This window comes from Thalassobellus sediminis (assembly GCF_044386045.1).
Classification (GTDB): domain Bacteria; phylum Bacteroidota; class Bacteroidia; order Flavobacteriales; family Flavobacteriaceae; genus Thalassobellus; species Thalassobellus sediminis.
Window position 1 is genome coordinate 288299 of sequence record NZ_JBISCD010000040.1, and the last position, 14166, is coordinate 302464.

A 14166-nucleotide genomic window follows, 5' to 3' on the forward strand; every position below is an offset into this window, starting at 1 on the left:
TAGAATTTATGAGTTGATAAATTATAAAAAACATTAAACAGATGCGAAACAACGTTCTTTTTTTACTGACAATAGTTTTTATGCTAAGCTTTTCTTCATATGCGCAACGTGGAGTAAGAATAGCTTATATAGATACAGAATATATTTTAGAGAATGTTCCAGAATATCAAGAAGCAACAACGCAATTAAATGCTAAAGCCGATAAATGGAAAAATGAAATTCAAACTAAATTAAGTACTATTGAGCAAAAACGAAAAGATCTAAGTAATGAAAAAGCGCTTTTAACTTCTGAACTTATTAGTGAACGTGAAGAAGATATTACTTTTGAAGAAAAAGAAATCCTAGATTACCAACAAAAACGTTTTGGACCTAATGGCGATTTGTTTATTCAAAAAAAGCAATTGATGCAACCCATACAAGATCAAATTTTTGCAGCAGTACAAGATTTAGCCGCAAGTAGAAAATATGATTTTATTTTTGATAAATCATCAGATGCTGTTATGCTATATTCGGCAAGGCAATATGATTTAAGCGATCAAATTATAAGAAGTATTACAAGATCTGCAAAACGTACACAAGCGGTATCAAAAGCAGAGAAAAAAGCAGCTAAAGAAGAAGAATTAGTTCCAGAAATTAATTATGAACAAGAAGCACGTGAAAAAGCACTAGAAGAAAAGAAAGAAGCACGTGAAAGTGCAATTGAAAAAGCCAGACAAGAAAAATTAGCAGCAAGAGAAGCAAAAGTAAAAGCAGCTGAAGCCAGACGTCAAAAAATATTAGACGATAGAGAAAAAGCTAAACAAGAAAAATTAGCTGAAAGAAATACAATATCAGAAACAGCGAATGATAAAGATGAAACAGCTAAATCGGAAACAAAGAAAGCTGAAGTTGAAACAAAAACTAGAGCTCAAATAATTGAAGAAAACAGACAAAAGAAACTAGCTGAAAGAGAAAAATTAAAACAAGAAAAATCATCTAGTAGTAATACAGCAACAGAAACAGTTAATGATTCAGATAACACGGCAAAATCTGAAATCACAAAAGAAGTTAAAGTTGAAACAAAAACAAGGGCTCAACTAATTGAAGAAAATAGACAAAAAAAATTAGCAGATAGAAAAGCTCGAATAAAAGAATTAGCAGAAAGAAAAAAGAAAATTTTAGAAGAACGCCAAAAGGCAAAAGACAGTTTAAACTAAAAACAATTAATAATTTATAACACAATTAATACTATTTAAAATGAAACAATTTAAAACTCTATTATTAGCAACTGCATTATGTATTGGAACTTTCAGTTTCACACAAGCTCAAAGTAAAGTTGCCCATATAAACACACAAGAATTAATTTCTGCTATGCCAGAAATGAAAGCTGCTCAAAAAGAACTTGAAAATTTAAGTAAAACATATCAAACAGATATGCAAGCATCTATTACAGAATACCAAACTACAGTTAAACAATATGATGCTGAAGCAGCTACAAAAACTGCTGAAGAAAACGCAATAAGAGCTCAAGAGCTTCAAGGAAAACAACAACGCCTTCAACAATTTGAAGCAGATGCTAGAAAAGATATAGAATCTAAACAAGCAGAATTAATCCAACCTATTACTGAAAAAGCTAAAGCAGCTATTTTAAAAGTTGGAAGAGCTCAAGGATATGAGTATGTTTTAGATTCATCTGTAGGAGTAACAATTTTAGCTGATGGTAAAAACTTACTTGATGATGTTAAAAAAGAATTGGGCATCTAATTAACATTACTTAAATAAATATATTAAAAGCTGCTTTTTACAAGGCAGCTTTTTTATTTTTGTTAAACTATGAATATACAACCTATTGGTATTTTTGATTCGGGTGTTGGCGGCACCTCTATTTGGAAAGAAATTCATAATCTTTTACCAAACGAGCATACTATCTATTTGGCAGATAGTATGAATGCACCATATGGCCCTAAAGGGCAAGATGCCATTATTAATTTAAGTTTTAAAAACACTGAACATTTAATTAATAAAGGTTGCAAACTAATTGTTGTAGCCTGTAACACAGCAACTACAAATGCTATAGATTTTCTTCGAAAAACTTATCAGGTACCTTTCATTGGTATAGAACCTGCCATAAAACCAGCTGCTTTAAACACTAAAACAAACGCTATTGGTATTCTTGCTACTAAAGGCACTTTAACTAGTGCTTTGTTCTCTAAAACTTCTGGATTATTTACTAGTAACGTTACTGTAATAGAACAGCAAGGAGAAGGCATTGTTGAGCTTATTGAAAATGGCAAATTGCTTTCTGATGAGATCAAAACACTTTTAAACATCTATTTAAAACCCATGATAGATGCTAATATTGATTATTTAGTTTTAGGCTGTACACATTACCCATATTTAATGCCATTACTTATTGATATTCTTCCAAGTCATGTTAAAATAATAGATTCCGGTGAAGCCGTAGCAAGACAAACTAAGGCTGTTTTAGAAAAAAACAATTTACTAAACACAGGTTATTCAAAAACTAAGAATGAGTTTTTTACAAATGGGAACCCTGAAGTTTTAAAATCCCTCTTACAATCTAAATTAAATGTAGAGTTTTGGAGTTTTTAACTTTAAAGCACAACTAATTATATAATAAAATTGTTTAGAAATAATAAAAAATTCTAAATATACTTCATTAAAAAAATGTTTTAAACTGAATACTTTACCATTTCAACTAAATAACGCACCTTAACAGGTAAGTACAGGATAGATAAACTTATGGTTATCAATATATTTAAAACGTAATAATTACATTTAATGTTTTTCTATTAAACAAACCTTTGTTTTAAAATAAATCACTAACACAAAACAAACCTTTGTTTAACTAACAACCAAAAAGAAGGATCGACCTTCAAAATTTTAAATAACAACTAAATAACAACTTTATGAAAAAAATTACTTTACCAATTTATTTACTTTTATTAAGTATAACTACTGTCTTTGCTCAAAACAACAATCCAATAGTTTTTGAAGCTGAATCAGGTACTTTCAGTGCAACTACAGATTATGAAACAGTCACAGATAGTGGTGTTACTTTTGTACAACCAAAAACTGATTTAATTAGTGGTGATTTCCCAGGTAGTGACGACAAAGTAATCACCTACAGTGTTACTTTTCCTGATGGTGGTTTTGGTTTAACCTACGATTTATTTGTAAGGCTTTATATTGGTCCTGGAGGTGGTACTGATGATAGTTTTTTTAGTGCAGCAGGTTTTGGAGTACAAAATTCTACCGAAGCAGATAGTTGGATTAAAATAAACGAAACTAACAGACATGGATATATAGAACCAACAGATATTTTAAATGGCGAAATACTAACTGCTGACACTAATAATGAAGTTTGGAAATGGATAAATCTTTCAAAAATGGGGAAAGCTGAAGCACAAACTGCATATAGTGTTCTAGCTAATAATTCAACCTTCGATTTTCAAATAGGAGCTAGAGAAGATGGTATAAGGTTTGATATGTTTGCTTTTGGAAAATCAGATATTGAATATACAGTAGCAGATCTTAATAGTGCAGCTGGTATTGTACTTAGTACAAAAAAGAACACATTAAAATCTGTAAAAGTTTACCCTAACCCATCTTCAAATGGGTTTAACATAAAAACTACTGAACAATCTGTTTCTTATAAAATATTTAATTTACTTGGAGCTAAGGTAGAAGAAGGTATTTTAAGTTTAGGTGTTAAGAGATATGGTAATTCGTTAAAATCTGGAACTTATATTTTAGACTTACAATCTAGTAACAAAAGAAGTGTCATGAAAATAGTTAAATATTAATTATAGTTAAAAATATAATTAAATAACATTTCTTTTAATTAGAAAAACATATTAAAGGGAGGTAGTCTAATAATTCTTTATTAAACTCCCTCCCTTTAAACAATGATTAATTCTAGAACTTAAAAAAAGGAGAAACAATAGTTAATAGTGTATTAACAAGCTGTACTAAATATTGCTCAAATATTTAATAATCTATAAATTAAAGATGACTACATTAAAAAAAATATTATCAATACTCTTTTTATTAATTATTACTACAGCATATTGTTCTTCTGAGATTCCAATAAATTGTAATAGCGGAACAGACTTCCCTCTTTCTGTTAACGGAAGTGATACTAAAATTTATTATGATATTAATGATTCAGAATTAATAGGAATAACCGCAAACCTATTAAGTTCAGATATTGAAATGGTAACTGGAATAAGTCATCTTGTTACAAATAACATTGCCGATATTAATGAATATGTTGTAATTATTGGTACAGTTTCATCTGATGGCCTAATAAAACAACTTATTGATAGTGGAAAAATTGATGTGAGTCAAATTGAAAACAAATGGGAAAGCTATAAAGTTCAAACTATAGATTCTCCAATTTCAGGAATTACTAAAGCACTAGTAATAATTGGTAGTGATAGACGAGGCGCTTCATTTGGCACTTTCGAATTATCAAAATCAATTGGTGTATCACCTTTTTTCTGGTGGGCAGATGTTACCCCACAATACAAAGATTCCCTTTATGTATGTCCAATAAATTTTTCATCAAATGAACCAACAGTTAAATATCGAGGTATTTTTATTAATGATGAAGATTGGGGGCTACAAGAATGGTCTCAATATACTTTTGATCCAGTACAAGATATTGGACCAACAACTTATGAAAAGGTTTTTGAATTACTTTTAAGATTAAAAGCAAATTATATATGGCCTGCAATGCATCCAAGTACTAAACCTTTTAATTATTATCCAAACAATAAAGTTGTTGCCGATAGATATGGCATCATAATGGGGTCTTCACACCATGAGCCTCTACTATATAATACCGAAGAGTGGCCTTATGCAAAAAGCCAATGGAATCCGTATACAAATCTAAATACAATAATGTCTGTATTAGAAAATCGAGTAGCTTCTAATGGACAATATGAGAATATATATACTATGGGAATTCGTGGTGCAGGCGACTCGGGCATAGGGGGTTCATTAAATGATAAAACAGCAAAATTAGAAGAAGTAATTAGTCTTCAAAGAAATCTATTAACTCAATATGTTAATTCAGATATTACGCAAGTACCACAAACTTTTTGGCCTTATAAAGAGGTATTAGCCCAATACAATAACAATATGGATTTGCCTGATGACATTACATTGGGGTGGGTAGATGACAATCATGGTTATATACGTCAAGTATCAAATCCGGACGAACAATTACGTTCCGGTGGAAGTGGCGTTTATTATCACCTTTCTTATTGGGGAAGTCCTGCAGATTATTTATGGATTGCTTCAACCCCTCTAGCTTTATTGGCTACTGAAATGAAAAAAGCAGCAGATTTTGGTGGTGATAGAATTTGGATTTTCAATGTTGGAGATATAAAACCCGCTGAAATGTTAATGAATTTCTCTCTAGACTTGGCCTACGATTATAATAAATGGGATGCTTCAAATGTAAACGACTACATAAATGATTGGGCTACATTTAACTTTGGAGCTGAATATGCAGATGATATAACAAGTGCTTATGCTTTATATTTTCAATTGGCACAAAGTGCAAAACCAGAACATATAGACAGATTAAAATTTCCTGATTCTGAAATAGAATATAGACTTAATGCCTATAAAGAAATTTCAAATAAAGTAGAAGCAACTTATAGTCAAATTCCAGATGATTTAAAAGATGCTTTTTTTGAAATGGTATATTACCCAATTCGTGGAGCCGATTATATGAATCAGAAATTCTTGTATGCTTACAAAAGTTTTAGTGCAGCTGCTAAAAATGACCCTATCGCCATACAATATTCAGAAACTGCAAAAGCGGCACATGCTAAAATAAAGGAAATAACAAGTTATTATAATTTGGGAATTAAAGATGGTAAATGGAATAAAATTATGAGTTCAGATATTAGAAGTCAGAATGTATATGATATGCCTCCTGTTGCAACACAAGCAGATATAGACAAAGAACATGCAGATGTAATTGATATCAATCTTTCTGACGGAACATTTATTTCTCCTATGAAATATGAAAATGGTGTTGTTATGGGGAACAAATCAGGTGCTTTATTATCTCCAAGTACAGGAGGTAAAGCTGAATTTTCTTTTGAAATACCACAATCTATAAATGCTGATATTTATTTTTTTGTACGTACACCTAGTGTAGAAGAAGACTCGTGGCATGTTAATATAAATGGAACTCAGTTTATTCAAAACAATTACGCTACAGGAGAAACATTTGAGTGGATTAAAGTTAATACGTTATTGCTTCCTAGTGGAACAAATACAATAATTATTAATCAGCGTGAACCAAATGCTCAAATAGCAGCTATTAAAATTGCTGAACCTGGTTTAATAGAATATTCTTCTAATTACATTCTTAATCCAAGTGTAATTATTCCTGCTTGGGAATTTGATAAAATGACCAATGCTCAAGGATTTACTTGGGAGGTTATTGAAGGGTTATCGTCTTCTGAAAAAGCAGTAGTAAACTTACCTTATACAGCTTCAAGTATAAACAATGTGAATCTAGCTCCATATATAGAAAAAGAAATCAGTTTAAAACAAAAAGGTTTTAGCTTAGAAGTAAGGTGTTTACCTACTAGACGTTTATATGAAGGTCGAGATCTTCGTATGGCTATTTCCATTAATGGTGAAACACCTAAAGTTATTAGTATACAACAACCTTATCCTTCCTTAGACTGGGAAAAAAATGTAATTAGAGGCTATGTTAAATCATCTATGAGTTATTTAGCTGAGGGTGATGTTGCCAAAATACGGCTTTATGCGCTCGACCCAGGAATCATTTTTGATAAAGTGCTAATTTATTATGATGGCGACACGTTAAGCAATACAAAACCATTAGAAAATAATGAAAAAGTATTCTCTATTTTTCCTAATCCTTTTAAAGATAGTTTCACTTGTAAACTTGCAGGTATTGAAAGTGAAAATACAGATCTAACACTTCTAGATATTACTGGAAAACAGATTCAAAAATATCAAATGACTAGTAAAAATAATAATCAAAGCGTAGTTATATCTACTTCAGGATTATCTAAAGGTGTTTATATACTTAGAGTTATTACAGAAAATGGTGCTACAGACTCTAAAATGATTATTAAAGAATAAAAATTTTTGTAAAATATTCTCGCTGGCTTAAAACAATAACTACTCTTTAAACCAGCTAGAATATTTTATATAATTATTTGCAATTCTATCTATTTGTCCCGAAATTAATTCTTGACTAATATCTTTTATTTTTTTTGCTGGTACACCGGCATAAATACTACCAGATTCTACATGTGTATTTTGAGTTAATACGGCACCTGCCGCAATAATACTATTGCTTTCTACAACGCAATCGTCCATGATAATACTTCCCATGCCCACCAAAACATTATCATGAATTGTGCAACCATGCACTAAAGCATTATGCCCTATAGATACATTATTACCAATAGTGGTTGGGGCTGTTTTATAGGTAGCATGTATAACGGCTCCATCTTGAACATTTACTTTATTACCCATTTTTATATAGTTAACATCACCACGTATTACTGCGCTAAACCATACACTACATTCGCTTCCCATTACAACATCGCCAACTATGGTAGCGTTTTCTGCTATGAAACAATCGTCTGGTATTTGAGGTAATTTTCCTTTTACTGGTTTTATTACTGGCATAATTTATATATTTTTATTTTCCACGAAAATGGAAATCTTATTGTTTTTATATTAATGAGATTCCCGTTTTCACGGGAATGACAAAAAATGCTTATTTAAAATATGATAATAAATCTGATTTCTTTGATGCAGATACCATAATTTCTTGTCCGTTACTTAGTATCACGCTTCCTCCTTTTCCTTTTAGATATTTAACTACTTCGTTTACGTTTACTAAATACGATTTATGTACACGTACAAAATTAGCATTGTTTAAAGCGTCTTCAAAATATTTAAGTGTTTTACTTACCAGTTTCTTCTTATTATTATTTAGGTATATATCTGTATAATTATCATCGGCTTTACAATACAAAATATCGGCTGTATTAATGACTTCAAATCCGTTTTGTTGCGGGATGGTTATTTTACCATGAACACTATTTGTTTTTGGTATTAAAACCTCATCTTGAAGCGCGTCTTCTTTCGTTTTAATTTCGGTAACATAATCCACGGCTTTTATAAGTTCGTCTATAGAAATGGGTTTCATTAAATAATAGGAAGCATGTGCATTTAAAGCATCAATTGCATAATGATTATAGGCCGTAACAAATATTGTTTCAAAATTAACATCACCAACTTTATCTAATAAATCGAAAGCATTTCCATAAGGCATTTCTACATCAAGAAATACTAAATCTAAATCGTTATTTCTAATTAAAACTAAGGCTTCTTCAATGTTTGATGCTTCACCTATAACATTAACATTTGGGCAATACTTTTTGAGATAATTTTTCAAAATATCTCTACTTGTTTCTTCGTCTTCAACTATGATTGAGGTTAGTTTCATTTAATCCTTTTTAAGTGTTACAACAACTTTAGTACCTGTATCTTCTTCATCTTGAAAATCGTCAATAAACACATCTACTTTATCTTTATACATATCGTTTAAAATAGAAACACGTTTTTTAATATTACCCATGCCTTTTGAGTTTTGTTTTTGCTGATTCTCAGTTTTTAAAGCTTTCGATTTTTGTCGCCCAATACCATCATCGGTAATTGCAATAACAATTTCATCTGTTTTAAATTGTGTAATACTTATTTCTAAAAGCCCTTTTGTTTTCTTATAACGCAACCCATGCCAAACGGCATTTTCAATATAAGGTTGTAAAAGCATTGGGGGAATTACAAAGTCGCTAATATTAATATGCTCATCAACATGAATATTATAATCAAACTTATCTTGAAATCTAAAATGTTCTAATTTGGTATATAATTGCAAGAGTTCTATTTCTTTTTTTAACGGAATAAAATCTTCTTCGCTATTTTCTAAAACAGCACGCATGAGCAATGAGAAATCGGTTAAATATCTATTAGCTGTTCGCTCATCATTAGAAGCTATAAAACTATTTACAGAGTTTAATGCATTAAAAATAAAATGTGGATTCATTTGACTTCTCAAACTTTTTAAAGCCAATAAATTGTTTGCTAAACGTTGTTGTTTTATATATTTTATCATTAAAAAAGCTGCAATCAATAATAAAATTAAACCGCCAATTAGTGAATAAATAATTAGCTTTTGTCTTTTTGCTTGCTCTGTTGTTAATTGGTATTTACTTTCAGACAATTCTCTATCACTTTCTAAACTTGTAATTCTATTTTGTTTACTTACAATGTCTTTACTAAATCTGGCTGCTTGCGATATTTCTTGTTCTTTTTTAATATAAACTTTATCTACAAGACTTACGTATTCTTGATAAATACTTAGTGCTTTTTTATAATCTCCTGCATCTCGATATACATCAGATAGTTTTCTGGTGGCATCTTTTTGTACAATAATATCTTCCTTTTTATCAGCTTCAGCAATACTTTTTTCTAAATAAGAAATAGCATTTGGAAAATCATTTTGTAAAGCATAGGCATTACCTATTTTATAGTTCTGCTTTTGAATTGTTAATGGACTTTCATTATTAAAAACAGAATCTTTTAATTCACTAATAGTATTTAAGGCTTCTTTTCTTAATTGAATTTCATCAGAATAATTACTATTTGCATTTTCAAAATCTGCTACTTTAATTTTCTCTTCAACAGATCGTTTTTTGTTTTCTGTATTAGCTAATTTTAATGACTTTTTAAAATAACCTTCTGCCTCATCAACCTCCCCTTTATCATTATAAGTCTGAGCAATTTTTGAATTTAAATCGGTTATTTTAGGAGTAATTAAATGTTTTTGTGCTAGCTGTAACCCTTCTTTATATGACTTAACAGATAGCTCGTAAGACTTCGTTAAAAGATACACATCTCCTAATCCTTCATACAAAGACACTAATTGCCAATTAGAAAGTTCCTTTTTATTAATATCATTATAGGTTTGTAAACTTTCTTGATAGTTTTTATTGAGTTTATAGGCGTTAGCAAGCTTTAAATTAACGGCATTAGTTTCTCTATTTTGAATACTAATTCTATAATTTGAAACAGCTAAATCGTATTGTTTCCAGTACATATAAATATCGCCTAAAACCTCATAAGCTTCACTATTTTCCTTTACAGAATTACTTTCTAATAAAGCATCTGCTACAAATTGAATACTTTTTTTTGCGTCTTTCTTTAAATAAGTATCGGCAGAATCTATAAGCGATTTAAATATTGGAATTCTAGATTTTGAAAATTTGCTTTTATACTTATCAGATTTATTCGGTTGCACTTCTACTATAATACGGTCATTACTTTGTATGGTATAATAAACGGTTTCAAAATCTTTATGTCTAATAGTAAGTTCGTCTCCCTTTTTTACTTCTATTCTAAAATCTCCAAACATATCGGTAGTTGTATACCCACCTCCATTAACTTCAATATTTACATTTGGTATAGCATCTCTGGTATCGCTTTCAATTACAGAACCTCTAACCGAAAATCTTGGTTCTATCGTTTCATTGTCATTTTCTTGCGCAAAAAAAACAGTGGAACTAAATACAATGCCTATAAACCATATATGTTTTAAAAATAATTTCATCTACTATTTTATATTGATAAACTTACGCACTTTACTTGGTATATTAAAATGAATATGACACAAAAACAGCTCCTTATAGACCTAAAAAGTCTGCTTTACACATTCAAAAATTCACTTTACTCATTTATACGTCTACTTCACTCATTTTGCTTTTTTTATAAAAAAGGTTGGTTTTAGTTTTACAGTATTAATCAAAAAACAATCTTATGAAAACACATTTTAAAACATTCCTATTTAGCATCGCTTTAATAAGTCTTACAGCTTGTCATGCTAACAACAAAAAACAAGCTATTAATACTTCTGAAAACAAAACCATCAATCACACCCCAAATAAGCAGTATATTAAAGTAGCGCTATTACTAGACACCAGTAATAGTATGGACGGATTAATAGACCAAGCCAAAGCACAACTTTGGGAAATAGTTAATGAGCTATCTTATGCTAAATGTGGTAATCAAAAACCCAATTTACAAATTGCTTTGTATGAATATGGAAACGACCGATTAAACGGTGAAGAAGGCTATATTAAAAAAGTATTAGCATTTAGTGACGATTTAGATGAAATCTCCAAAGAATTATTTTCTTTAACTACTAATGGTGGCGAAGAATATTGCGGACAGGTTATACAAACATCATTAAACCAATTAAATTGGGCTAATAATCCTGATGATTTAAAACTAATTTTCATTGCTGGTAACGAGCCTTTTACACAAGGAAAAACAAATTACAAAGATGCTTCTGCAAATGCTAAAGAAAAAGATGTTACTATAAACACTATTTTTTGCGGTGATTATAACCAAGGTATTTCAAGTTCATGGAAAGATGGCGCACAATTAACAAATGGTGATTATATGGCCATCAATCAGAACCGTAAAACCGTATATGTTGCATCTCCTTATGATGATGAAATTCTTATTTTAAATAAAAAATTAAATAAAACCTATGTTATTTATGGTTCAAAAGGAAAAGACAAAAGAGCATTACAAGCAGAACAAGATTCTAAAGCAGGTTATTTAAGCAAATCGAATGCTGTAAGTAGAACTGTAAGTAAAAGTTCGCATTTGTATAAAAACCAAACTTGGGATTTAGTAGATGCTGAAACACTAGATGAAGTTGTTATTGAAGACCTCAAAGATGATGTTTTGCCAGAAGAACTTAAAGGAAAATCGGCCAATGAAATTAAAGCTTACGTTGATACAAAACGAAAAGAGCGTGAACGTATTCAAAAAAAGATTCAAGAATTAGACGCAAAACGTAAAGTCTATATTGCTGAACATAAAACAAAAAACACAAATGGTTTAGAAAATGCCATGACTAAAGCTATTAAAGAACAAGCTAAAAAGAAAAAATATACTTGGAAATAATATAAAAGAGGCTCGTTTTTAAAAATGGGCCTTTTAATTTACAGCAGGACAATTACAGCTATACTTTTCTCGCTTACAAGCAAAATTATACCCTAAAGTAAATTGATGGAAGCCACCACTAGTAAATACTACAGAATTATTTTGATAGGTATAGTTGTAAGCAAACATAAACTCATTATAGTTTACTCCAATAATTGGTGTTATTTGCTGCAATTTTTGACTATCAACAGCTCCAGAACTAGTTAAAAATTGAGCACCATCAAAACTTGTTCTATATGACAATCCGCCCCAAATCTTACCAAAATCCATTTGTTTGTATGCTTTGGCATTAAAATCCATAGAAGCTTCTTTTGTTCCATCTTTATATTGAAACATTATAGAAGGTTCATAACTCCATGTACTTCCAAACTTCCCAAAAACACCTCCTACAGAAAGTAAATAACGTCTCAAATTACTAGTAATTTCTATATCGTTATTAACGCCAGCATTTTTAAGCACATTTTTTACTGTACCATGTACATAATAATCTAAGTAATGGTATGAGAACCCGAAATCTATATTAAAGTTTGTAGCACTTTGTACAATACCTTCAATAATTGGATCTGGCCCATCAAACAAAAAAGTAGTTTCATCTAGTTTATATTGAATAACACCAGCGCTTAAACCAAAAGAAAGCATATTTAAATCTGCTGTACTTCTAGAAAACATTAAATGATGTGCATAGGTAAAATATGCTCCAGATTGTGAGTGATACCCATTTTTATCAGTATATAAGATACCTCCAATTCCAGAAGGAGAATCTCCTATTCTACCATTAATGTTCATTGTTAAAAGCTTGGGCGCATCATCCTGTCCAAACCATTGTTGGCGAGCTGTTAATCTTACTTTAGAACAATTTGCAGCACCAGCCATAGATGGATGAATTAAATAGTAATTATCTGTAAGATAATCTGTATAGATAGGCAATCCTTCTTGGGAAAATGCAATGTTTGTTAAGAACACTGCTATAGCTAGTAGAAAAACATTTTTTAACTTCATAAACTTATAACAATGTAGGTTAGGTTTTATATAAACGTCTTGATTATTAAAAAATTACACATAAAAACAATAAAGGTTAGCTCGCTATTTTCAACCTTTAAAAAGGGCAACAAAACTCAAATATATGGATATCTAAAGTTTTCTTTTAGTATTTTTGTAAAAAATTAGTTAAAATGAACACTTTCAAGGTTTCTGTTAAAGAAACAACCAATAATGCCATAATAAAGTTTGAAATAAATCAATTTATAACGCAACATCAAAGCTTTGAATTTAATAATATAGACGAAGCTAAAACATCGCCTTTAGCACAACAATTATTCTATTTACCATTTGTAAAAAAGGTTTATATCTCTGGAAATTTTATAGCTGTAGAACGTTATGATATTGTTGAATGGAATGATGTGAAAAATGAAGTTGCCGAACAAATTGAAGCCTATTTAAATGATGGTGGCATCGTAGTTGAAAACACAGCTGAAACTAAGAAAACAGCTGTAACAGTATATGCTGAAAGCACTCCGAATCCATCGGTAATGAAATTTGTTGCCAATAAAAAGATAGTAACAGCACTTTTTGAATTCACCTCAATTGATGATGCTAAATTATCGCCACTTGCTACGGAATTATTTCACTTTCCGTTTGTAAAAAGCGTATTTATTGATGAGAATTACGTGTCTATTACTAAATACGATATAGCAGAATGGCAAGATATTACAATAGAACTTCGCGAATTTATTAGAAGTTATATAGAAGATGGAAAAGATATTGTATTACCAGAAGCGGCTGAAACACTTAAAAAGACAGAAACACATATCGATTCTCATTTTGAAAGTCTTGATGATACATCTAAAGAAATAATAAATATCCTTGAAGAATATGTAAGACCAGCGGTTGCAACTGATGGTGGAAATATTCAATTTATATCTTATGATGCTGAAAGTAAAAATGTAAGTGTGATGCTTCAAGGTGCTTGTAGTGGTTGCCCATCATCTACATATACTTTAAAAAGCGGAATAGAAAATACTTTAAAACAAATGCTACCTGGTAAAATTGAAACTGTTGAGGCTATTAATGGCTAAAACA

At 30.2% G+C, this 14166-nt stretch carries 11 protein-coding genes; 7 read left to right on the forward strand and 4 right to left on the reverse strand.

Translation table 11 applies throughout. From position 1 onward, the window contains the following. The first annotated feature begins 80 nt into the window (after nucleotides 1–80). The 5 genes from ACH5TW_RS08045 (at nucleotide 81) to ACH5TW_RS08065 (ending at nucleotide 7140) form a co-directional block, all read left to right on the forward strand. The gene (locus tag ACH5TW_RS08045; RefSeq protein ID WP_439335991.1) at nucleotides 81–1196 is read left to right on the forward strand and encodes an OmpH/Skp family outer membrane protein; all 1116 of its coding nucleotides are present in this window, start codon (nucleotides 81–83) and stop codon (nucleotides 1194–1196) included. Between the two features lie 40 nt (nucleotides 1197–1236). Beyond that, nucleotides 1237–1743, forward strand: coding sequence for an OmpH/Skp family outer membrane protein (locus ACH5TW_RS08050; RefSeq protein WP_439335992.1), 507 nt, complete (start codon nucleotides 1237–1239; stop codon nucleotides 1741–1743). 69 nt (nucleotides 1744–1812) lie between these two features. Next, on the forward strand, nucleotides 1813–2592 hold the full coding sequence (murI, locus tag ACH5TW_RS08055) for a glutamate racemase (protein ID WP_439335993.1): 780 nt from the start codon (nucleotides 1813–1815) through the stop codon (nucleotides 2590–2592). A gap of 317 nt (nucleotides 2593–2909) precedes the next feature. Then, nucleotides 2910–3806: a T9SS type A sorting domain-containing protein gene (locus ACH5TW_RS08060; protein ID WP_439335994.1), complete on the forward strand. Its 897-nt coding sequence runs from the start codon at nucleotides 2910–2912 to the stop codon at nucleotides 3804–3806. 205 nt (nucleotides 3807–4011) lie between these two features. After that, nucleotides 4012–7140: a glycosyl hydrolase 115 family protein gene (locus ACH5TW_RS08065; protein WP_439335995.1), complete on the forward strand. Its 3129-nt coding sequence runs from the start codon at nucleotides 4012–4014 to the stop codon at nucleotides 7138–7140. Nucleotides 7141–7179: 39 nt separating this feature from the next. Here the strand turns inward: ACH5TW_RS08065 and ACH5TW_RS08070 are convergent, their stop codons facing one another. The 3 genes from ACH5TW_RS08070 to ACH5TW_RS08080 all read right to left on the reverse strand — a co-directional run bounded on the left by ACH5TW_RS08070 (nucleotide 7180) and on the right by ACH5TW_RS08080 (nucleotide 10684). After that, nucleotides 7180–7695, reverse strand: a complete 516-nt coding sequence (locus tag ACH5TW_RS08070; RefSeq protein ID WP_439335996.1) for a gamma carbonic anhydrase family protein — start codon at nucleotides 7693–7695, stop codon at nucleotides 7180–7182. Between the two features lie 91 nt (nucleotides 7696–7786). After that, on the reverse strand, nucleotides 7787–8521 hold the full coding sequence (locus ACH5TW_RS08075) for a LytR/AlgR family response regulator transcription factor (protein ID WP_439335997.1): 735 nt from the start codon (nucleotides 8519–8521) through the stop codon (nucleotides 7787–7789). Further along, on the reverse strand, nucleotides 8522–10684 hold the full coding sequence (locus ACH5TW_RS08080) for a tetratricopeptide repeat-containing sensor histidine kinase (protein ID WP_439335998.1): 2163 nt from the start codon (nucleotides 10682–10684) through the stop codon (nucleotides 8522–8524). Between the two features lie 206 nt (nucleotides 10685–10890). Here ACH5TW_RS08080 and ACH5TW_RS08085 point away from each other — a divergent pair, with 206 nt between their 5' ends. After that, complete coding sequence (locus ACH5TW_RS08085; RefSeq protein ID WP_439335999.1) at nucleotides 10891–12048, forward strand: vWA domain-containing protein; 1158 nt, start codon at nucleotides 10891–10893, stop codon at nucleotides 12046–12048. Nucleotides 12049–12081: 33 nt separating this feature from the next. On the opposite strand, the gene ACH5TW_RS08090 is transcribed toward ACH5TW_RS08085, so the two are convergent. After that, on the reverse strand, nucleotides 12082–13086 hold the full coding sequence (locus ACH5TW_RS08090) for a PorP/SprF family type IX secretion system membrane protein (RefSeq protein WP_439336000.1): 1005 nt from the start codon (nucleotides 13084–13086) through the stop codon (nucleotides 12082–12084). Nucleotides 13087–13259: 173 nt separating this feature from the next. Between ACH5TW_RS08090 and ACH5TW_RS08095 the strand changes: the two genes are divergently transcribed. Beyond that, complete coding sequence (locus ACH5TW_RS08095; protein ID WP_439336001.1) at nucleotides 13260–14162, forward strand: NifU family protein; 903 nt, start codon at nucleotides 13260–13262, stop codon at nucleotides 14160–14162. The last annotated feature ends 4 nt before the right edge of the window (nucleotides 14163–14166 follow it).